This window comes from Sinomicrobium pectinilyticum (genome assembly GCF_003725735.1).
In the GTDB taxonomy this organism is placed as follows: Bacteria; Bacteroidota; Bacteroidia; order Flavobacteriales; family Flavobacteriaceae; genus Sinomicrobium; species Sinomicrobium pectinilyticum.
Genome location: NZ_RJTM01000122.1, coordinates 52639 through 76253, shown reverse-complemented (window position 1 = coordinate 76253; position 23615 = coordinate 52639). Strand labels below are relative to the sequence as shown.

The following is a 23615-nucleotide window of genomic DNA, read 5'->3' as shown; positions in this document are numbered from 1 at the left end:
AGGCATAGCCATCAGAACATGACCACCTGCAAAGCAGGTGGGTTTTTAAGGTTAACTAAAAGGTGCAGAGGTTTTGGTAAACAATGAAATTGCTTTTTGGTTATGGGTTATCAGGTTAATGAGTTATTCGGTTAATGAGTTTATGTGTTGCCTAACTAACTGAATAACCTAACCAAAACCAAACTATAATTTTTTCGCACTGCAAAAGTGTGATATACTGAGACCAATAAAGTCATCTGAAAAACAAAAGGCAAAGCGGGTTAAAAATGCCTTGCCTTTTGTTTTCAGACCTTTCTCCGGATCATCAGATAGTTTCCAAATACAGTCTCTGCACATCATCGGAAGAAATATCCCGGGCGTCCAGTACGTGTACCAGCCTGCCCTTCCGCATAATACCGATATGCGTAGCCATATTCACGGCATTGAAAATGTCATGAGTAGCCATAAAAACGGACTTGTTGTCCTCAGCAAGTTTTTTGACGGTTTCCGTAAAATCGTGAGTGGCTTTCGGGTCGAGTCCGCTCGTGGGCTCATCCATTAAAATCGCAGAAGCATTCTTTGCTATGGCAATGGCAATCCCCACCTTTTGGCGCATCCCTTTACTGTGGTTCCCTACGCGTTTGTAAAAAGCGTCTTCCTGCAAGCCGGCCCGGGACAGGTATATTTCCAGCTGTTCTTTCTTATAGTCAAACCCGGCTATCCGGCTGAAAAAATCCAGGTTTTCCAGGCTGGTCAGATCGGGATATAACGTCACCACCTCTGGAATATAGGCCAGGTGTTTTTTGGTCCTATTGTCTCCTGCCACCACCGGGGTCCCGTTTATCCTCGCTTCTCCTGAAGTAGCAGCTATAAATCCTAAAAAAAGATTTATGGTAGTGGTTTTTCCCGCCCCGTTTTGCCCCAGAAGGCAAAATACCTCTCCGGGGTTTACTGTCAGGTTAAGATTGTCGAGTGCCGGTTGGTCCCCGTATTTTTTCGTAAGTTCTATAGCTTGTAACATCCTTTGTCTTCTTATTGCTCTGTGGAAAATGCAATCCTGCTAAAACCTGATTCCCGCGGATAATTGTACATTAAACGGTTCGCCGTCTATATAAAAATATTCCGGATTTCCGGTCACATAACTATTAAAAATATCCCCGGATGCCATGTAGCGTTTCCCGGTAAGGTTATCGGCAAGCAGGCGGACAAAATATTTGTCTTTGGTAAAATTGATCCCGGCATCCAGCTTGGTAAAATCCGGAATGTACTGGTGGGGTTCCGATGTGCTTCGTTTTATCTGTGTCACCTGTCCCAAACTAAACCCGATGCGGGCATTGTTTTTCATGGGAATGGTATATTGCACCCAGGTATTGAATAGCTGTTGCGGGGCCTGTGGAAGCTCCTTCCCTATCAGATCGGGGTCCTGGTCTTCGGTGATCCGGGCATGTACATACGTATAATTGGCCGATACCGACAGCCTGTCCGTAATGTTTCCCAGTATATCCACTTCTATACCACTGCTGGTTACCTCTCCTATTTCCTTTACAAATCCCGGTAATTCCAGGTCGGTCACCAGAACATTGGTCTTGACGGTATAAAACCCGTTTAGCGAAGTACTCAGGCGCGAACCGAACCAGTTTTTCTTTACACCCAGTTCCAGGTCATTACCCCGCTGCGGATCTACTGCCCTTGAAGAAGTAACTTCGCCTGTGGCAGGATCGGTTGCCGTGCCCACCAGTCCGCTTTGAGGAATGAAAGACTGGTCGTACAAAAAGAATATCGAGGTCGAGGGGTTTACGCTAAACGTAAGGCCTGCCCGTGGGGTCAGGGCCTTCTGGTCAAACTCCTGCCATTCTCCCGGACCGGCTGCCGTAACATTCCTTCTCTTATTGGTGTACCAGGTATAACGGGCACCCAGGGACAAAAGCCATTTTTTGTGCAGGCGTATGTTGTCATATATATAGACGGACTTTAGGTAGGTATTGTTCTCTATCCTCGCCAGGCGCGTTGTCTCCCTGACGGAATCCCTGTCCACACGGTTCCGGTAGGTATATTTGTTATAAGGAAAATCATAAATACCCCGGTGCAAAGCCAGGGAGTCTTTACTACTGGTAAAATCTCCACCCACCAGTATATCGTGTTCCAGGGGCCCTGTCCGGAAACTGCCGTTAGCAAACAGTTGACTGTTCCAGGTAGTCCCGCTCCCCATTGTTAAACTGGATTTCCGGTTGGTGTTTCCGTCCTCGTCAAAATTAACGATACTGCCGTTAGTGGTCATATACCAGGTTTCATAAGGTGCGGCCAGGTAAGAACTCTGTGAAGTGATCTGCCATTGATCGCTGAACTTGTGGTGAAAAAAAAGCCGTACCGTTTCGTTCTTGGCATAACTGAGCGGCAGTCCCGGGGCAGCGCTGTAGTTTTTGGATATGGGCCCTTTTAATTTATCCTGTTCGCTGCGGACTTTGGCCAGGTACGCCCCGTTTTCGGCGTTTCCCCTTATATAATTGTACTCCGCAAGTATAAATGTGTTCGGGCTGAAGTTGTATTGCAATACCGGTGCCACGACAAACTTGTCGGTACGTATAAAATCCAGGTAAGAATCCTTGTGCTGGTAAGCGGCGTTAAAACGATAGGAAAAACCCTTGTCCTGCACCTCGCTTCCGATATCTACCGCGGCCCTGTACAGGTTAAAGCTCCCCAGCATGACCCTGGCTTCCCGGATTTTTCTGCCAGGGGTTTTGGTAACGATATTCACAGACCCTCCGGGCTCTCCCGTGGAATTCAGAAAACCTGCCGGGCCTTTTACAACTTCTATACTCTCCATTATGGCCTCATCATCAATTGATGCCCCGTAACTGAAGCGGCGTGACATTCCGTTCAATGTGGTAAATCCTTTAAATCCCCTTATCTGCATCGCTGCCGACTGATCAAAAGGCGTACTGTTATAACTGAAATATACACCACTGGCATTGCGGGCAACGTCTTTTAATTCCAATGCTCCCTGTTGCTGCAACAACTCGGAGGATATATTTACAATGTTTTGCGGAACCAGTATCAAGGGTTGCCGGATCTTTAAGGTCGCGGAGACACTGTCCCTTTTCATGCGTAATATTTTTGCCCCGACAACATTTACTTCATCGAGATAGTGGACATCTGTCTGTGTGCTGTCTGCCGGCTGCGATACAGGCTCCTCCTGTGCGGATGCCAGGTACGAAAGTCCCAGGAAACAGAAAATAAATGCGTAATGTATACTCTTCATTTTTTACGGTTTAGGTTTAGAAACTGTTTAGGTTTTATTTAGTATATGCTTTTGCGTTTTGCCGCCAGAAAAATCAGGATCACAAAAAGAAAAACCGGGAAGCCGAGCAGGAGCGTCTTTTTCCATTGGTCCCGGTTCTCCCGGAGCTCAAAGCGCGGCAGGTTTTGTATATCATTCTCGTCCAGTTTTTTATCGTACAGCATAAAATTATTCATGTGAATAACCCATTCGTCATGAAAAGTACCAACCTGCTCCCGGTAAGTCAGGTAATCATCCATACCGGTTCGGGCAACAGCATTTAAAAAGGTCTGCATCTGTGCTACAGGACTGAACCAGCCAAGCCGGCGGAGCAATGCATTGTGCTCCGCCACTTCCATGTTGTATTTTTTGATATGCCTGTTAATTCTCCTCCCCAACAGATCGTAATAAGCCACAAACCTCCTGTTCCCGTAATGGGCGGTATCTCCGGGGCTTTTTAATGTGGTATACTGAGGATTGTTTATATAAAAAGTATCCAGCAATTGTTCTACCGGCATATCCCAGGTGTGTTCTATTTCCTCTCTTTGGGCGGATATCAGTTCCGTCCGGGCCGGCAGGGGGTGGCTGACCTCTACAATCTCATTTGTTATTGCGGGCAACAGAAAGGTCAGTGCGAACCATATCCCCAGCAAGCGTATCAGAGTAAGCCTGGACGACTTTTTCCCCAGAACTGTCCACCAGGTCACCGCACACCAGAACAGCAGGTACAGGGTGACCCCGAACAACCATAACAGGGCATCGGTAACCGTAAGTCCGGTGGTTTCCCTGTGTAACCAAAACCCCGCAATACTCAATAACCATGCTATGGTACACACCCACAAAAACCGGAAAAGCAGTTTAAGGGCAAGTATCCGTTTTATATGTCCTCCCTGTACGGCTACCAGTCTTTCGGTCTGTTGCTCCATTTCACTGGAATATATATCGTAACTCCATACCATGAGAAGAAGCGGAAACAAATAGATCAGGACAAAAGAGAAATCAAAATTTCCGGCAGCAAGCTTCTCCGGATTGGTAATTGTAGTCCGTGTAGAGGAAAAAACATCCCTTTTGCTCGTTATAATATCGAAATATGGAAGGAGGTCACGCTGCCCGATAGCCAGAGCCGAAAGACGGTGCGGCGGAAAAGCTGCATATGGCGGGTTACGGTACTCTACTACCTGCGGTATCCCGGCCTGTGCTGCCATCGTTTTTCCTTCTGCCGTAGTAGTATCCGCCTGAAAACGATAAAGCAGGGCGCGCCTGTGGTCCCGGTGATGCTGTTCCAGGCTGTCCAGCCCGTCCAGTTGATGACTCACGAATTTTTTTCCGTTGTACAAACTATAAGATCCCATAGCGAGGAAAAACAGCAAAGCAAATACGGGAACGAACTGACGGGTAAGTTGCCGCCACTCAAACCGGAAAACTATACAGAGAAGACGTGTCATTTATCAGGGTTATTTTTGATGGTGAAGTGCAGGGCCAGGATAACCAGTAATATCCAGCCCAGAATTACGTAAAAGGCGGTCTGTTGCAATTTCAACACCTCTCTGACGGAAAGCCTTTGGTATTGAAAATCCTGTATCTGTCTGAAAAAATCCGCGTCCGGATAATAGTGTTCTTCTCCTTTTACCGGATGCTTTGCCTGTTCCGTGTTTAAACTGCGGATGAAATAGTCCCTGTAGTTCCGGGCCTGTGTAAAAAAGGCCTGGTGATGAAAAAAATCAGTCCCGGACATAGCCGAAGACAACCGTTTTATCCCGATAAACGGATCGATCCATATTGCATTATTGATAAATTTTTGCTGCCGCCCAAAAGTCTCTGATACCTGGTTGTAGTAGTATGTAAAAACCTTGCTCTTATAATCTTCGTGATACTGCATAACCAGGGCATCCGCATCTACGGGAAGTTCTGCCGTACCGGTGGCCCCGTACCGGGACAAAAGTTCCTCTTCATAGGCTTTGGCACGTTCGTAATAAGGCCCGTCCCCGTTTAATCCTTCCCGGTATCCCTGTGTTACACGATCGTCAAAAGTGGCCCTCGACATGGGAGGAAACCGGTGATCGGCCATATTGGTAACTATCCTGGGTAAAAGAACTGTGGTAAGCAGCCAGAAAGTAAGTGCGGTAAATGTGGAGGTTTTGGAAGTAGCGCTCCTTACGGAAAGAATCACCCCGATCAGTACACACATAAAATAATACAACAGGTAACCCAGGAAAATAAAAGACAAACGCCATATGTCCTCCTCTCCTTCCCCGGCTATCCAAACAGATACCAGGATCACCAGGAATACGGGAAGAACGAGAAGGATACTATACAGATAGTTTACCCATATCTTACTCCATACCAGCCTGCGGAAACGCACTCCCTGTGCCAGCAGCATACGAAGCGTGCCCGATTCCTTTTCGGAAGTGACCGCGGAAGATGACAGGAACAGGATCAGCAAGGGCACGAGAAATTGCAATATAAGGGCAAAGGAGAACTGCCCGAACCGCATTACGCTGTCTTTGCCTTCGGCATTACTGTGCCCTACTTCCTGTTGCTCATGCGCCACTATCCTGTAGGTGGTGCCGGAAAAATCATTTAATCCGGGATGAAAGGCCCCCAATACACTCAGGGGCTTAAATATCCAGGTCCCGTAGTGTGCGGCGTCATGCGCTCCCTTATGTTGTACTTCCCACTGCTGCCGGAATACCCGATTGGCAAGTTCACGGTCTTCCTGTGCCTTGTGGTATTGTATCAGGGTCAGTATACCACTTGCTGTAAGTAAAAGCCAGGTAACCCTGAACAAGAGGGACAATGTTCCCCCCCTGTAGAGCAACCTGAGATCTTTAAGTATAAGCGTTCGTAAAACCCGGTCTGAATTCATGGAAATAAAAATATTCGCGACAAAGTTGCATTATTTTTTTAATATTTGCAACTTTGTCGTATTTAGATCCCGAACCATGAACCGAATATTTTCATTGGAAAAGAAGTTCCCGTTTTACGCACAACCGGACGCTATGGATTGCGGTCCGGTATGCCTGAAGATCGTTGCAGCGTATTACGGTAAATCCTGGCCGCTCTCTTACTTCCGGAATTTGTGTGAAATCGGCAGACAGGGGACTTCCCTGGCAAACCTGACGGAAGCGGCCAATGCTCTCGGGTTCCAGACCCTGGCAGCCGAAATACCATACGAAAAACTCGCCACACATGCCCCCCTGCCATGTATCCTCCACTGGGAAAGAGAGCATTATGTAGTTCTTTATAAAATTACCGATCGCTTTGCGTATATCTCCGACCCGGCTAATGGCAGGGTTAAAATCCCCATGTCTCATTTTATTACTTCGTGGCAGATACGGGAAGAGAGCAATTCGGGAAGGGCATTATTCCTTCAGCCTGCCGAAGCCTTTACAAACAAGGAAGATGCTCCCGAAAGCTCCGCTTCTTTGTGGTCGCTGCTCCCTTATCTGAAACAACACAAAAAGATTTTTCTCCCCATTGCTATCAGCGTCGTATTTGCCAGTGCCTTTTCCCTGGTGATCCCTTTTCTCACCCAGCTTATCGTGGATAAGGGGATCAAAAACGAAAACACCAACCTGTTATGGCTTATTTGCCTGGGGCAGCTCGCGCTCTTCAGCGGCCGCACGGTCATGGATTTTATCCGGGCCAGGCTCCTGTTCCGCATCGGAGCCAGGACAAGTATCATCATGCTCAAAGAATTCCTCGCCAAACTGATGACCCTCCCCTTTTCCTTTTTCGACAACCGGCAGGCCAGCGATAACATGCAACGGGTAAACGACAATCAGCGTATTGAAGATTTCCTTACCAATTCGCTTATAGGTTTTATACTTTCGGGCCTTACCCTTATTGTTCTGGGTAGTGTGCTGTTGTATTACAACTGGCTGATATTTCTCATCTTTCTTACGGGCGCCATACTCAGCACCGTCTGGTCGCAATCTTTTCAGCATAAAAGAAAGATCATAGACCAGAAAAAATTTAAAGTGCTCTCTGCCAATCAGCAGTTGTTACTGGAAATTTTCTATGCCATGCAGGAGATCAAACTGACGGGAAGTGAATCCGAAAAACAGCAACATTGGGAAAAGCTTCAGGACAGGTCTTACGGATTAAAGCTTGAAGCCCTTCAACTGGACCAGTTCATGCAAGGGGTCGGCCTGTTTATCAATGAGATCAAAAACGTGTTCATCACCTATGCCGCTGCTATGCTGGTGATCCAGGACCAGATAACTTTGGGGGGCATGCTTGCCATAACCTATATTTCCGGGCAGCTCAATGCTCCTGTCACCCAGTTGATAGAGTTTGCCAGGGTTTCCCAGAACACGAGATTCAGCCTGCAACGTATGGACGAAGTGCACCAGGAAACCGAAGAAGACGCCGGGCTTCCGGAAACACCCATGCAGCAGGTACCGGAGGATATAACCATAAAACAGCTCTCCTTTAGTTACGGCCACCGGGGGTCTTCTTATGTTTTAAAAGACCTGAACCTGCACATTCCGGCAGGAAAAGTCACCGCCATTGTAGGTATGAGTGGAAGCGGTAAAACCACTCTGGTCAAACTCCTGTTAAAGTTTTACCGGGCCAACACGGGTTCCGTAACCATTGGCGAACAACCTGTAGAGAACATCCATGCCAGGGCATGGCGGGCGCTTTGCGGAGTGGTCATGCAGGACGGCTACGTATTTATGGATACCATTGCAAACAATATCTACGCCGGGGCAGAACTCAAAGACGAAAACCGGATGAAAGAAGCTGCACGACTGGTGAATATGCATGAATTTTTCCAATCCATGCCTTTCGGATACGATACCATTGTGGGAAAGGAAGGCTACGGCCTCAGTGAAGGCCAGAAACAACGGCTCCTCATCGCCCGGATGATATACAGGAACCCATCGTACATATTCCTGGACGAAGCTACCAATTCCCTTGACGCTCACAACGAATTGTCCATCGTAAACAACCTCAACCGTTTTTTTACCGGAAAAACCGTAGTTATTGTTGCCCACAGGCTCAGCACCGTAAAAAATGCAGACCAGATCGTCGTGCTCCACCAGGGGCAACTTGTGGAAAAAGGGACGCACAGCGAATTGCTCCGGCGCAAAGGTGAATACTATCACCTGGTTAAAAATCAATTGGAACTGGGCAAACTAAACCATTATGAAGTTTAAAAAAACCATTTACATCCGTGTATCCGTGACTAAAATTTATGGAAACTAAGGGCTTAAACCCGAAACTAAGATTAATAAATCATACATAACTCAACTATAACCTGCTTATGCCTCTTCGTATATTTCCATATTCCCTGGTAAGGTATGCCGGGATGGATTACCGGAATTTCGGGTCCTTTATCCTGAAAAATCCGGATGCCGTCCTGGAACAATACCTTAACCTGTTTACCTCCAAACAGCAACAGAAAGACCGGTTATGTGAATACCTTTACCAGCATATCGCCGATACGGACGATACCCACCGGCAATCACTCATTGACCTGAAAAGACGGATATTTAACGACCGGGAAATATCAGGACAAAAATTGCTCCGGCTAGAACCGGCCCTCCCTTCCGCACTTTGGACAGCACTTGAAAAATACCTGCAATTGCAACGGACATTAAATTCTTTTCTGACCGATGGAGCCGCAAACTATAAACAAAAACTGGAACAGGACCGGGTAAAACTTCAGGAACTCGCCAAAGACCCGGTTTTACAGAACGGACTTCTGTTGTCCAGTCCCGTTTTACTGGAACAACTCCCCGGGTATCTTCGCAAAAAACCGGTGACATTCCGTCAGAAAGAATTACGGATAGAATTCAGCCTCCTGCGTTATCTCACCCGGAGCTGTTTTAAAACGTCCCCGTTCAGTACATTTACCCATACGGGCATTATGCAACTATCGGATAACGATGAATACCGGGCACAACCGGAACCGAAAACCGTACAGAGCAATCTGCGCCTTAACAATTACCTGTTTGCATACCTGAATTCCATACTGTTGCACCATCCGGAACTCAATGAGCTGTTGCTGATAAGGCTCAATAAGACCGTTGCTATACAAAACGACAAAATACAATTCCTGGTCAACTTCAACAATATCGAATCCTTTCAGCAAATTCCCGCTTCGGGATTACCAATGATTATCGTAGACTATTTACAAGAATCCGAAACCTCCGTTACCTTACAAGGGTTTACGGACAGGCTAACGGAAATAGTACAAAGCGCCGGTCGTTCGGACATTAAGGCCTTCCTCTTAAAACTGGTAACCATCGGACTTTTGGAAGCAGGAACGGGAATTTCGGGAATTGACCCGGATTGGGATACTAAAACAGGGGATTTCCTGGATAAAACCGGAAACAATACCGTCCCGCTCAACACCCTGAAAAACCTCTTCCGGGAATTACGGGCATGCCGCTTAAATTATCCGAAAGCAGGTACGGGCACGCGCCGTACTCTGTTAAAAACTGCCGAAGCCCGTATCAACGAAACATTTAAAGAACTGGAAGAGAACGGAGGAATAGTCTCCACGGAAGAAAAACCGGCACAAGATCCTGGTAGCAGTTTCGAAAAAAACAGGTTTGCTTCCTATCGTTTTTCCCAGAAACAATTGTTTTACGAGGACTGCCACACTCCCGAAAAGGAGATCATCTTCAAAGATCCGGTACAAAAACTTGTGGAAAAAACAGATGAACTACTGAACTTGTTGCTTCCCCTCGACCTTATGCGGAAAGAACGTATAAAAATGGCCGGTTTCTTTACCGATCATTACCCCGGGGAAGAAACCGTGAACATTATGGATTTTTACAAATCCTATTATCTCCTGGTAAAAAAACCGGAAAAGGAACTGGCGGAAAAGGGTAAATCCATCCGCACGGAGGAAACCTTGTGGGAAAAAGCACTGGCCAAAAGAATAGCAGGTATTACCAAAAACAAACCGGAAATACTGGAATTGCGAAAGGATCTTTTTGACAACCTCCCGATCCCTGAACAAACAAGACAGGAAAAGCAGTATTCCCGCGGAATGTTCATACAGTTATATACGGACAAGGAAAAAGACAACGGCGATCTCTTCGGGGTGATTAACATGGTACTTCCCGGCATGGGAAAGGTCAGCGGCCGTTTTCTATCCCTCTTTGACAAAAAGGTCACTGCCGGTTTTGTGAATTACAACAACCGGCTATATCCCAGGGTTATTAAAGCGGAACTCAACGATGCATCAGGTTTTAATGCCAACATACACCCTCCTCTCCTGTCTTATGAAGTAGCTCTTCCCGGGGGAAATAATATTTACCCCGCGGAAAAACAGATACAGATAAATGATCTCTACGTCCGCCTGAATAAAAACACCGGCTTTCCGGAACTCCTGAAGGACGGAAAGCCGGTGTTCACCTACGATCTTTGCCTGGAATCCTTTTACAACCGGTCTAATCTGTACCAGATGATGGCACATTTTAACCCCGAAGCCAAATTTTCCCTCAAATCGCTGATCCGGCTTGCGGATATCACATACATGGCAGATAAGAACAAGGATTGTTACATCCTGCCACGGATTACTTATGAGAAAAATATAATTATAAGACGAAAGACCTGGTGTGTAAGTGTCTCCTCTATTCCGAAGCAGGAACAGGGCGAAACGGATTTTACTTATTACCTGAAATTTAATGCCTGGAGACAAGCCAACGGTATTCCCGGACAAGTTTTTCTCTTTATCCGGAAAAGAACTATAGGCACCGGACAACCACCACAGAAAAAAACCGCGGGAGAGAACAGGGCAACCGACGATTACAAACCCCAGTACATTGCTTTCGGGCAACCGGTACTTATGGAAATGTTCAAGCGCCTGATCGGCAGGGCCGGGTCTCATATCTCCCTGGAAGAGGTGCTCCCCACATTACCTGAAAACCACTCTGATCCGGATATGCGGGTAAAAGAATACCTGATCCAATGGTATAAATACTGATCTATGGAACAAAACAACTGGCTAGCCGCCCATATTTTCTACCCGGGCAACCTCGACAATGTATTAGTGTACCTTGTTCGTCCTTTTCTGAATAATATTTCTGTGAAATTGCAACAACCTACCCCCTATTTTTTTATCCGGTACTGGGAAGAGGGAAGCCATATCAGGCTCAGGTTAAACCCCGTTCCCGGTAAGGAAGAATTCATCCGGAAAGAACTCCTGACGCGGGCAGCATCCTTTTTCAGGGAATATCCGGCTCTTCCCCGGGACTCCGGTTCCTCACTCCCGGCTCCGACCGTACAGTTTGTTCCCTACATACCCGAAACGGAACGCTATGGTAACCTTAAAAGCCTTCCGCAGGCAGAATATCAATTTTTCCGGTCATCGGCATTTGTCCTGGAATGGCTGACAGGAACTTCGAAGGCACCTATCCTCATCGAATCCCTCCGGATGCATCTCATCCTGTTACTTGCTACCGGGCAGGACTTGAACAGGCTAAATGAAATCTGTACTTTTTTTATAGACGGATGGCTCCCCCGGTTATACGACGGTTCTACGGATGAAGCAATACAAAAAGAACAATGGTTGAAGCTGTTCCGTCAATCTTTCCTCCGACACTCTGAACAGATATTGCCTGCCTCCGGGATTTTCCGGGAAGAACTTGTACAGGGCACGGCCGATCCACGCTCCCTTACATTCCTGCAAGCCAATACCGATATTTTCAGGGAATACGAAAATATCGGCTTTACAGACGACAAAATGAAATCGGTGATAAGCAGCATGATCCATATGGGGAACAACCGCTTGGGTATTTCCAATCATGAAGAAGCCTATGGCATGTATTGTACGCAGCAATGCCTGCAGTTTATTCACAAAACTAAATCACGGATTTCAAATCCATAAGTATGAAGCAGACTGAAAGTCTGTCTGGCCACGGATACACGAATCATTTAGAAAAATTAGATATCCGTGTATATGTGGCAAAAGTTTACAGAAACTAAAGTAACTGTAATACTTCCGATACCCATAATTATCGGGGTCTGGAGCAGGTTTTAAACCTTTAACCTGATAATCAAATTTCAGTCTAACTTATCATACCGCCATGTTAACCGAAAAAGAAAAAAGAAGACTTACCGGGCATTTGCACCAGATCAAAACAGATATTCTTTCACTGGCAAAAGGTGAAGAAGAGGAAATTTACTGGGAGACTCCTGTATATTCAAAAGACGGATCACAAACCGCAACGGAATTAGCTTTTAACATTTTTAACGGTAACAGCGGGATAGCGCTTTTTTTCCTGGAACTCTACAACTGTGAAGGGAATAAGGAGGATTTGGAAACCGCTGGAAAGATCATCCGCTTTATCCTGCGTTCCGGGGAGCAAAAACAAAAATATTTCTGTTTCTACACCGGTTTTACCGGCATCATTTATACCCTGGTAAAATACTATGAGGCTACCGGGGAAAAAGATCACCTGACCAAGGCGTTACATCTCACTCTCAACTGTGCAAAGGATATTGTGGAACAGCCTGTAAAAGCAGATCTGTTAAGTGGTTACGCCGGGAACCTGTTTGTGATGACCTTACTCTACCATTACAGTGAAAATAATACCGTACTGGATATTATCAGACAATTGATCGATAGGTTTATCACAGAACTCCGTATTTCGGAAACAGGTCTGAAATGGGACTATTCACGGGCAAAGTCGTCCTATGACAGCATGACCGGGTTTTCGCATGGCGCTTCCGGAATTGCCTATGTATTGCTACAGGTAGGGAATTATTTTAAAAGTGACGGGCTTATATACCTGGCCGAACAGGCCCTGGCCTACGAGATGCAATACTTTCACCCTGAGTCCGGGAACTGGCTGGACCTGCGTATGGGACCACACCGGCTGAGCCTGGAAAAAGCATACCGGTGGGACCTGGAACAGTTCATACCCACTATGCGCAATGTAAATTCATGGGCACACGGGGCCTCGGGTATAGGTATCTCCAGGTTATATGCTTATGAAATAACCGGTAAGTCCATCTACCTTGATCACTGTAAAACGGTGATGAAATCCAGCCTGAAACACTTGCGGCAAAATGACCGTCCCGATTATACGCTGTGTAGCGGCTACACCGGACATATTCCTTTTCTGTCCCGTTACAGGAAGCATTCCGAAGCATATGATCTCTCAAACCTGGTCGCTATCACAGATAATGCGAAAAAACAATATGCAAGGTATCAGTCCTATAACACCTATGTCTCCACCAACCGGGAGGATTGCGGGCTGCTGTCGGGCAAAGCCGGTGTCGGATATGGTATTTTACACCTGTTAAACCCGGATATGGATAGTATTTGCATGCCGCGCCTGCCGAAATCCGCCGAACATACAACTCTTGAAGGTTATTCCAGGACATATATGAGCTCATATATTTTCCGGAAATACTACCCGGAAACTATCCGCATCCTGAACACCGTGTCCGGGGAATTTACGGAAAGTATCGAAGGTGAAGACATTTCTGTAATTGAACAACAGGTAAAACAATACGTGCATACCGTACCGGCATTAGAGGAAATATTCAATTATGAATACGGGTTAACAGCCCTTTGGAAATCTCACAAAGGTTACCTCTGTTACCATATGAAAAGAAAACACCATCAACTCCGTGCGGAAATATTGTGCAACCTTTCCCCCGTTGCCCTTCTTAAAATACCATTCATACTTTCAGGTCATGTACACACGCATCCTCTCGGACAGGAACTGAAGGGCATCATGCATGCAGATCCCGGACATCAAACCTTAATACTGGTTTCAAACGAAAACGGTATAAGCAGGATGCCGATAGGAAAGTTTCATACCCTGCTGGTGTCCTATTTGAGTGAGCAATATTATTCGCCCGACCATCTTTCCGATATTATACTCCTACGTCATTTTTCGCATGAGGTAAAAACACCGGATGAAATACTGAAGTTTAAAGGAATGGTCCTGAAGCAGTTTATCGAAATGATAAAAACGGGGATTGTAGAAGAAAAGAACTTGGAATAAGAGAAGAGGCCTTTTGACGAGCCTCTTCTATTAAAAGTGGAAATTAACAGATAACTGTTGTACATTCAACCGGAGGATTATGATGATCATCTGTGGGCTCCGTATGGGTAGGATGGGATAGATTACCCAATCCACCTGCTAAACGGGAAGCAACTTCACTGTCGATACTGGTTACAAAACTTTCCAATTGTAGGTCTTCGAGATTTAATTTAATGTTCTCTGCATGATTCTTCATGGCTTAATTTTTAAAAGGTTATGCCTACTGTTTAACGGGTTTTCGGCTTATCCCCGGTTGCAACAGAACTAAAATAAAACATTTGCAACATAGTTGCAAATAAATTCACGCTTATTTTACCTTTTTCATACATCATTATAATACTCTGATAATCAGATCTTTAAACATCTATTCTGTTCTCCATAGAATGCTCCCCCGCTATACCTTTTCGACTGTTATGTCCAACCGAGCAACAAATTATAGATATATTTGCAATTTAGTTGCATATAAATAAAGATGAACAAAAAGATTTGCTGTAGTATCTCCGTCAGTCAAAAAATAAAAACAAATTGTTATGAAAATATTACAGATTGCCTTTATGTTATTGTTGTGTAATTCCAATAGTGCCTTACACGCCCAAAACGATTTTATCCTTTGGAAAAATATTTCTCCCGCAAGCAGATTGGACACATTGCTGAAAATCATAGATACCAAAGATGAGGCTACACTGCCCATAAGTGTCATCAAAGGAAAAAACAAAGGCCCGGTATTTACCATAGTTGGCGGAATACACGGCTATGAATACCCGCCAATTATTGCTTTACAGGACATATTGACAGAAATAGACCCGGTTAAACTCAACGGCACGCTGGTCATCATCCCCATAGCTAACACTCCGGGCTTTTATGGCAGAACCGTTTTTTTTAATCCGCAGGACGCAAAAAACCTGAACCGTGTGTTTCCAGGGAACAAAAACGGCACTATAACAGAACGGATAGCCCACTATATTTCCGAAGAGATCATACCCCGGTCGGATATATTTCTGGATATTCACGGAGGCGATGCCAATGAAGACCTTTTGCCTTTTGTATGTTATTATGACAGAAAGGACTCTCCCGTACAGAACCGGTTGGCCAGGAAGCTTACCCGGGCAGCGGGCTTTAAGTACAACGTTGTATACCCGTATAACATCGGGCCGGAAGAACCTGCACTATACGCTTTTAAACATGCCACACAACAGGGCATTACCGCATTGAGCATTGAAGCGGGAAAACTGGGAACAGTTCAGGAAGACGCCGTACAACTGATTAAAACCGGGGTTTACAATATGCTTGATGAAATGAAAATGTACAGACACCCCGGTGATCGCAAGTCAAAAAAACAGGTATGGATAACAGGGCAGGATTACATCAAAAGTCCGGCAAAAGGTATTTTTTACAGTGATCTCCGAAGTGGGGACCGTATATCCAAAGGCCAATTGCTGGGATATATTACGGACGAATTCGGAAATAAGCTAACTGATATTACATCTCCGGAAAATGGTATCATCCTTTATAAAACAGGCACACCTCCGGTAAATACAGAGGAAATGTTGTTTTGTATCGGAAGTATATAATTTTTTGGGAAATCATACCTCGGAATTAACCGACAAGGCTTTTAAAGAATTGACAGCGTGCAAATTCTCCTTCCACAAAATCATTCCATTTTTAAAACCGCTTTTACCGGCAGATGATCGGAAGCATAGCTTTCCCGGAGTACCCGGTGTTGTTCGACCGTAAAGTCATTCATCCCTTTGTACATAATGTAATCAATCGTTCTCCGCGGACTATCTGCAGGAGAAGTGTAAGAACAAGCATTTATGCAGGATCGGACAAAATGCTGATCGAGATAAGTGATGGTCTTGCTTTCGGGGACTACATTGAGATCTCCGGTAAGAATAACCGGCAAATCGGATTCTCCGAAATACTGTGCTACCCGTTCCGCCTGGTCCAGGTTATTGGCAGCATCGGTATAATCAAGGTGGGTATTGGCAAAATGGAACTTATACCCGTTATCCAGGGTCACCGTAGCCACGGAAAGTACCCTCGGTTCTGTTCCTTCTGCCGATGGCAGGTTTATCGTCAAGGTATCGGATAAGGGATATTTAGAAAGAATCGCTGTACCATATGCCCCTCCCTTATAATCTATGGCTTTAGAGAAATAGAAATAATCCATTCCGGATAATTCCGCTAGTTTTCCGGCCATGTGTAATTCCGTTCCGGAACGTTCGGTATATACATCTACCTCCTGCAAACCGACAATATCCGCATCGCTTTTTTTTATTACCTCCGCGATGGCAGCGGTGTCAATATAATCCGGACGTGAAGGTGGATTGGAATGGTGAATATTATAACTTAATACGGTTACGGAAGCTTCTCCTGTGCTATCTTTCCGGGATATTTCCATATTTTCACTACTGGTGGAGTGCCCCGATTCTTTACAGGAATAAAAACCGGAAAAGGCTATAAAAGCTATGTATAACGTTATTATTATGCGCATTGCTGTGTTTTAAAAATTGAACTTTTGCTCTCTTACTACGAAATACACCCGATCCTCCGGCGGTTATCGGGCTTTATAACATTTTCCGTTAACCGCCTTCCGGATACAGGTATATATTTGATCCGTACGTTACCAGCCCGGATTTTGTGCCAGGTCAGGATTGCGTTCCAATTGAGGTAACGGAATGGGCCACAGGTAATGTTTTCCCGGATCGAACGTCCTTCCCGTATGGGCAAGGATAAAGCCGTCTTCATCCGTTCGTAAATTTCCCGCTGCTTCCGGATCGGCCAACCAGTGAATATTGGTCCCTTTTACATCTTCTCCGAGAAACGCTCCTTGTTCCCATCGTTTTATATCAAAATATCTTTGTCCTTCCAGGGCGAGTTCCACTCTTCTCTCCCGTCTTATTTCTTCTCTTATATTCAGGCCGTTGGCTTCCAGTTCGGCCAGGTTCATGGGGATCATCCCTACGCGTTCCCGCAATAAATTGATCGTCTTGTTCACATCGTCCTGTGTGAGGGTTCCCTGCTCCAGCCTGGCTTCGGCATAGGTTAACAGCACCTCGGCGTAGCGTAGCAGGTGGAAATCATTATCGTCCCTGTTATACGTAGGTACCGCACCCAAATCGACATATTTGGTAAAGTAATACCCGGTGAGGGTTACGGCTCCCCGGCGGTCCGATTGAAATTTCGGGACTTCAAATATCCCGGGATCATCATTTTCTTCGCGGCCATCATAACGCCCACCCCACTCCGATCCGGGTCGTAAGATAGTTTGTATCATCCTGGGATCACGATCTTCAAAAACGTCTTCATAGGTGTTTACGTCATATAAGGGTGACTTATCTATGGGGAGACCGTCTGCCATAAGATAAGAATCTATCAGAGACTTAGTCGGGTTCCATCGTACGACCTGATCGGGTACCTGGATCTCCCGGCTTAAATTATGCATGGAAACGTCCTCCAGGTTCACCCGGGCTATTATGGTTTCCCTGTTATTTCCATTTGCCAGTTTACCGGCGTCTGTAAACAAGTCGTAATAATTTCTTGACGGGTCACCACTGGTAAACAATTCGTATACGCCCAGGTCCATTACATCTTTTGCCGCTTTTTCGGCAACTTCAAACCTGTTGTTATAAAGGGCTATCCGTGCTTTAAGTGCCAGGGCGGCTCCTTTGCTCATCCGCCCGAGGTTCTCTCCCGTCGGGATTTCCGAAGGAAGGAACCGGGCTGCATCTTCCAGGTCTTCCAGCAGAAAATCCACAACTTCTTCTTTCGGGGTTCTGGGTATCATCAGTTCATCCAGGCCCAGGGTTGTGGTCACCAGGGGAACATCTCCCCAGAATGCGGTCAGATAACTGTACATCAGCGCCCTTATCACTCGCACTTCTGCTGCCAGACGTTCGGCCACCAAGGAATCCATGTCGGCTTTTTTATAGTTTTCCAGAAAAGCATTGGCCTGGCGCACTCCTTTGTACTGGGTGGTCCACTCCGTATTCAGGGTTGTCTGGTCCGGACCGTAATTTCCGCTGCCTATCTGTTGATATTGCGTAGTGGAAGGCCAGAGAGTATTGTCTCCCATATTCTCCATGTTCACGGTATTTTTGGCCTTGACATTGGAATAGAGTGCATTTGCAGCTAATATAAGCTGCTCTTCATTTTCCCAGAAGTTATTATTGGTAAGCTGGTCCTGCGGATCGCGATCGAGAAAATCCCCGTCACAGGCAAACAGCATTAAGCATAAACTGCCAAGGTATATTATTCGTTTCATGTCCATATCTTTTAAAATTATCTGAAGGTTACATTGAGGCCGAAGACAAAAGTTTTCAGTTGCGGATAGAATTGTCCGTTAGTCACAGGATCTTTGACATTATCTACCGGGGATTCGGGGTCATACCCTTTGAAATAATCGGTTATGGTGAACAGGTTATCGGCAGAGAAATATATCCTCAGTTTGGTAGCCCTGAATTTTTCGGTAACGGAAGCGGGAAGTGTATATCCGAGTTGAATGTTTTTCAGCCGGATGTAGGAAGCATCTTCCAGCCAGTATGTGGACAGTCGCTGGTTATAGGATTGCTGATAGGTCAGTCTCGGGTAACCCGCATCTGTATTTTCCGGGGTCCATCGGTCCAGGTGGATGTCCTGTGGCATAGCGCTTTCGGATATAAAAGCATGTCTTGCCGGGCCGGTAAGCAATCCGTCTGCCTTACCCACACCCTGGAGGAAAAAGCTGAAATCGCATCCGCGGAATGCTGCTGCCCCCCTGAACCCGAAAGTATAACGGGGAATATGGCTTCCTATAACCTTACGGTCATTTACCAGATCTACTTCCCCGTCCCCGTTAAGATCTTTATAAATAAGATCTCCGGGTTGCACCGGGTCTCCGTCTATATAAGGAAAGTTGGGCGTATAGGTCCCGTCTGCCTCATTATAGGTAAAGTCCGATTCCTGGGCAATACGGTCGGCCACAAGGCCGTAAAAAGCATCGAGTGGCTCCCCTATCATACGTATCCTGTCGCCCAATGTAGGTTCTGTACCTCCCAGATCCACTACTTTGTTCCGTACATCGGAGAAATTGAAATTCAGGTTATAGCTAAAATCCTTAACCTGGTCCTGCCACCCCAGTTGAAGTTCCCAGCCCTTGTTTTCCACGGAACCTGCATTCTGATACGGATAGTCCGGTCCCCCGAAAATATCAGGGATAGGGAGCCTTAATAAAATATTATCTGTTTTATTGATATAATAATCAAAATTCAGGAGTAACCGGTTCTTAAAAAAACCCAGGTCCAAACCGATATCGGTCTTTTTGGAAGTTTCCCAGGTCAGCATCTGGTTTCCCACAATAGTCTGACGGTATCCTATGGTAAGTTCATTTCCGATAGGCATAGTGGTTATGGGCCCCAGGATATCAAGATAGGCCAGGTCGGCTATGCGATCGTTCCCCTGTGTACCATAAGAAGCACGTATTTTGCCATAATTCAAAGGTCCCAGGTTTTCCAGAAAGGATTCTTTGGTAAATACCCAGCCCAGTGATGCCGCGGAAAAAAGCTCCCACCTTACACTGTCTGAAAAACGTGAAGAACCATCGTACCGGAAATCAATTTCCGCAAGGTACTTATCTTTAAACGCATAATTTGCCCTTCCGAAAACGGATTGAAGGGCATTTTCTTTATGAGACCCGCTGTTTAACTGGTTTTCCGTCCCCAGGTTGATATGTCCGGTCGAAGACGAAGCCAGGTTTGTCCGGGAAGCTCCCAGATCGTCATTTATGGTTTCTTCCTGCGAAGCCCCGACAAGAAGTTTTACATGATGTACATCCGAAAAATTCTTTTCGTATTCGGCCGTTCCGATAAAGGTCTGGTAAATTCCTTTGTAACTGCTGGTGGTTATTTTGTTGGGATAGCCGGTCTGCCACAACAGGTCCCCGGTTTCCGGGCTGTAATAATTGATGGTTCTCTCGAAAACATTTTTTCGCGAGTTATATTTTACGAGTCCGTAACGGGCTGTTACTTTAAAACCGTCGAATACATTCAGAACTGCCTGGATATTTCCTGTGAACTCTTCAGATGAAAAATCGCTGGTACCGGCATCACTGGCCACCGCAACGGGATTGCTCGACCCCCCGATATATCCCCATCCTCCTGCAGAATTCCTTACCGGCACCAAAGGTATGATGGTAAGTGCCTGGTACAACGGTCCCATATTTTGTGAAGAACCGGAAAAATTCCTGTCTATATAACCGAGGTTTGCCGTGACATCCAGGTGGTCAAAAAGTGTAGTATTGATCTTTACCCGGGTATTATTCCGTTCGGAATTGTAGTTATCCCCTGTTATCAATCCGCCCTCTTTCAGGTATCCGTATGACAGGTAGTAATTCAGGTTCTCGCTACCGCCATTAATAGCAAGGTTATGATTTTCCTGGGGGGCATAGTCTTTATACACTTCTTTGATCCAATTGGTATTGGCATAGTTATCCGGATCTGTTCCTTCCCTTGCTATCCTTATTTCATCTTCAGTATAAGTAGGATTTCGCCCCACATTCACCTGCGATTCGTTTAAAAGTTCCATATACTCGGGGGAGCCGAGGCGATCGGGCAAAGCCGTCGGATTTTGAAAGCCGTAATAAAAATCATAAGACAGGCTCGGTTTTCCTGTACTCCCTTTTTTGGTTGTTACCAGGATAACCCCGTTTGCACCTCTAACCCCGTAAATGGAAGAAGAAGCAGCATCTTTTAATACGGAAACACTCTCTATATCTTTGGGATTGAGAATATTCAGGTCTCCACCCGGTACGCCATCGATGACCACGAGGGGATTAGCGTCACCCCAGGTACCGACTCCTCTTATACGAATGTTCCCTGCATTGTTACCGGGAGCCCCGGAAGCCCCGGTTATGGTAACCCCGGGAAGGAGCCCCTGCAAACCGGAATTAAGGTTGGTTATCGGGCGGTTATCTAGATCTTCCCCGCTTACCTGGCTTACCGCCCCGGTAAGGTTTGCTTTCTTCTGTGTACCATAGCCTACGACCAGGACTTCATCGAGTACATTACGGTCTTCTGTTAAAACGATTTCCAGGTTACCGCTCTGCGAAACTTCCACTTCATAAGGGGTAAAGCCCATATAAGATACCCGGAGTATTGCTCCGGTGCCGGAAACATCTATGGAAAAATTACCGTCGAAATCCGTAGAAACACCATTATTTGTCCCTTTTTCCACTACGGTTGCCCCGGCAAGTGGCAAATTCTGATCATCTCTTACCGTTCCGTTTACCCGTATGGATTGCTGTTTTGCAGGTTTATTTTCTTTGGGAACAACATAAGCTGTGTTTTCAACGAAATTAAAGGTTATGTTTAGCTGGGAAGATATTTGTTCCAGGCAGGTTTCAAGATTTTGCTTTCCCTCCCGGATATTAACCAGGGTGTTTTCATCTATGGTTTCATTATAAGCAAAAGTAATAGGGGTTTGCCCTTCTATCTGATTGAAAATCCCTCCTAAATTCGCTTTTTTCAGGGTTACTTCATAATTCCCGGGATCAATGTTTTGTTTGGCTGCTAATGGAAGTGACAGGAATACGACTGCCAGACACATTAAAAACCTTTGGATATTAAAAATCTTCATATATTAGTTTTTTAGTGATTACTTTTAAGGGGAGTGGATGTATTGCCGGCAAGCGATTACACTCCTCTTTCTATTTTGGTCTTACCTGTAACAGGTGTTTTTCCGTATCTAAGTCATAGGCATAGGGGGTTATGAGGGTTAATCCTTTAAGTATATCCTGTATATCGGCATCTGTCTTATAACTTGCAGTGACCTTACTGTCCTGTTCCCGTACCGGTACCGGTATTTCTTTATACTGTAGTACCAGGTTGTAGCGCCTGGCTATAGCCAGCAAGGCATTGTTCAGCGGTGTCCTGTCAAAATACATCTCTCCGTCATTCCAGTATCCGCTATCCGGAAAAGGTCTGGTGGTCTTTATAATCCTGCTTCCTCCGGCAAATTTCAGGTGCTCATCCCGTTCCAGAGAAACTGCTTCTTCAGCTGTCCGTACATACACTCTTCCTTCTCTTATACCCACAGTATGATCGGATGGTTCATCTCTGTAGTATTTGATATTGAACTGGGTTCCGGTCACTTCCAGGCGATTATCACCGAAAGCAACCGAAAACGGGTGCAGGCTGTCTTTTTTTACCTCAAAAAATGCCTCTCCGTCCAGAATAACTTCTCTCCGTGCTGAAAAATCCCTATAATAACGGAGAATGGTCCCGCTGTTCATCCACACTACCGAACTATCAGGCAAAATCACCTTTTCGGGAGGCATTCCGGTCTCGAGGGCTATTGTCCGGAACCGGTCGACAGAGGTAGTATACCACCGGAAATATCCGAATACGGACAACCCTACCAGTAAAACTACGGAGGCAGCCACTTTAAGCCATTGATATCGACGGGTAGTATGGCGAAGTCTACGGGCTATTCTCCGCTGCACATCTATACGTATATCTTCCTTATGGGTATTGTTTTTAAATATGGTGTCCTGATTTTCGGATAACAGGTGTTTTTCAAACTCCAGAAGTTTCCCTTTTTCTTCATCCGTAAGCGTTCCTTTTAAGGATTTACCGAGTAATTTTCTGAATGCCTTTTCTTCCATATGACAGTTTTCTATCTATATATACCATAGACAGCCATAAACTCACGGAAAAACAAAAACTCTTAATGATTTGGTAACAAAAGGCGGTTTTTTATAAAGTTTTCTTAAAGCATGTAGAAGTAGAAAAGTATCAGCGCCCATTCCCGTCCCTGAAGATCGGTGCGCAACCTTTTCATGGCCAGGGATATCTGATTTTCTACCGTGCGTTTGGAAATATTGAGCAGACGGGCTATTTCATCATTACTGTAGCCTTCGATACGGCTTAACTTAAATATAGATTGACACCGGGAGGGCAACCGCTCCAGAGAAGGCTCTATAAGCGATGCGAAAAGATAGGCATGATCTTCGGTATCCTGTTCAGGGACAACATCGGCCAGGGTATGGATGGCTTCCAGTTGCACGTGATTGAATTTATGATCGCGCAAATAATTATAGGTTTTGTATTTTACCGCCCGGAACAGGTAGGCCCTTATATTGGCAGGATCTATTTTATTACGCCTTTGCCAGTAATCCACCCATATTTCCTGAAGTATGTCTTTGGCCTTATCCTCATCCATGACTAATGCACGGGCATGGACATAGAGCGACTCCCAAAGCACAGTGTAAAGCTGGTTAAATGCCCGGGTATTTCCCGCCTGTACCTGAACGGCTAGTGATTTGATTTTAAGGATTTCCGATTCCATATGCACTCTCGCAAATATAT

15 protein-coding genes are annotated in these 23615 nt (G+C 45.6%); 5 read left to right on the top strand and 10 right to left on the bottom strand.

What is annotated here, in order from left to right; genetic code table 11:
• Positions 1-304: 304 nt before the first annotated feature.
• The 4 genes from ED312_RS18565 to ED312_RS18550 are packed head-to-tail and all read right to left on the bottom strand — an operon-like array spanning position 305 to position 6122.
• Positions 305-1000: an ABC transporter ATP-binding protein gene (locus tag ED312_RS18565; RefSeq protein WP_123217527.1), complete on the bottom strand. Its 696-nt coding sequence runs from the start codon at positions 998-1000 to the stop codon at positions 305-307.
• Positions 1001-1039: 39 nt separating this feature from the next.
• Positions 1040-3238: a TonB-dependent siderophore receptor gene (locus ED312_RS18560; protein WP_123217526.1), complete on the bottom strand. Its 2199-nt coding sequence runs from the start codon at positions 3236-3238 to the stop codon at positions 1040-1042.
• A 38-nt stretch (positions 3239-3276) separates the two neighbouring features.
• The gene (locus ED312_RS18555) at positions 3277-4701 is read right to left on the bottom strand and encodes a DUF3526 domain-containing protein (RefSeq protein WP_123217525.1); all 1425 of its coding nucleotides are present in this window, start codon (positions 4699-4701) and stop codon (positions 3277-3279) included.
• The gene (locus ED312_RS18550; protein ID WP_123217524.1) at positions 4698-6122 is read right to left on the bottom strand and encodes a DUF3526 domain-containing protein; all 1425 of its coding nucleotides are present in this window, start codon (positions 6120-6122) and stop codon (positions 4698-4700) included. Before ED312_RS18550 ends, ED312_RS18555 begins: the two co-directional genes overlap by 4 nt.
• A gap of 76 nt (positions 6123-6198) precedes the next feature.
• Here ED312_RS18550 and ED312_RS18545 point away from each other — a divergent pair, with 76 nt between their 5' ends.
• The 4 genes from ED312_RS18545 (at position 6199) to ED312_RS18530 (ending at position 14235) form a co-directional block, all read left to right on the top strand.
• A complete protein-coding gene (locus ED312_RS18545; RefSeq protein WP_170164555.1) occupies positions 6199-8418 on the top strand; it encodes a peptidase domain-containing ABC transporter in 2220 nt (739 codons plus the stop codon).
• A 107-nt stretch (positions 8419-8525) separates the two neighbouring features.
• Positions 8526-11201: a lantibiotic dehydratase gene (locus tag ED312_RS18540; RefSeq protein WP_123217522.1), complete on the top strand. Its 2676-nt coding sequence runs from the start codon at positions 8526-8528 to the stop codon at positions 11199-11201.
• Between the two features lie 3 nt (positions 11202-11204).
• Positions 11205-12104, top strand: a complete 900-nt coding sequence (locus ED312_RS18535; RefSeq protein WP_123217521.1) for a thiopeptide-type bacteriocin biosynthesis protein — start codon at positions 11205-11207, stop codon at positions 12102-12104.
• A gap of 199 nt (positions 12105-12303) precedes the next feature.
• Positions 12304-14235 (top strand): lanthionine synthetase LanC family protein, encoded by a 1932-nt coding sequence (locus ED312_RS18530; protein WP_123217520.1) that lies wholly within the window; start codon positions 12304-12306, stop codon positions 14233-14235.
• Positions 14236-14278: 43 nt separating this feature from the next.
• Here ED312_RS18530 and ED312_RS24510 read toward each other — a convergent pair whose 3' ends face one another.
• Complete coding sequence (locus ED312_RS24510) at positions 14279-14470, bottom strand: pinensin family lanthipeptide (RefSeq protein WP_123217519.1); 192 nt, start codon at positions 14468-14470, stop codon at positions 14279-14281.
• 334 nt (positions 14471-14804) lie between these two features.
• Between ED312_RS24510 and ED312_RS18520 the strand changes: the two genes are divergently transcribed.
• A complete protein-coding gene (locus ED312_RS18520; RefSeq protein WP_123217518.1) occupies positions 14805-15845 on the top strand; it encodes a succinylglutamate desuccinylase/aspartoacylase family protein in 1041 nt (346 codons plus the stop codon).
• An 80-nt stretch (positions 15846-15925) separates the two neighbouring features.
• Here ED312_RS18520 and ED312_RS18515 read toward each other — a convergent pair whose 3' ends face one another.
• From ED312_RS18515 to ED312_RS18495, 5 genes are all read right to left on the bottom strand, one after another.
• On the bottom strand, positions 15926-16768 hold the full coding sequence (locus tag ED312_RS18515) for an endonuclease/exonuclease/phosphatase family protein (protein ID WP_123217517.1): 843 nt from the start codon (positions 16766-16768) through the stop codon (positions 15926-15928).
• 129 nt (positions 16769-16897) lie between these two features.
• Positions 16898-18538, bottom strand: a complete 1641-nt coding sequence (locus ED312_RS18510; RefSeq protein WP_240643139.1) for a RagB/SusD family nutrient uptake outer membrane protein — start codon at positions 18536-18538, stop codon at positions 16898-16900.
• A 17-nt stretch (positions 18539-18555) separates the two neighbouring features.
• Positions 18556-21885 (bottom strand): SusC/RagA family TonB-linked outer membrane protein, encoded by a 3330-nt coding sequence (locus ED312_RS18505; protein WP_123217515.1) that lies wholly within the window; start codon positions 21883-21885, stop codon positions 18556-18558.
• A gap of 70 nt (positions 21886-21955) precedes the next feature.
• Positions 21956-22912, bottom strand: coding sequence for a FecR family protein (locus tag ED312_RS18500; protein WP_123217514.1), 957 nt, complete (start codon positions 22910-22912; stop codon positions 21956-21958).
• Positions 22913-23016: 104 nt separating this feature from the next.
• Positions 23017-23595, bottom strand: a complete 579-nt coding sequence (locus ED312_RS18495; RefSeq protein WP_148044325.1) for an RNA polymerase sigma-70 factor — start codon at positions 23593-23595, stop codon at positions 23017-23019.
• Positions 23596-23615 lie beyond the last annotated feature (20 nt).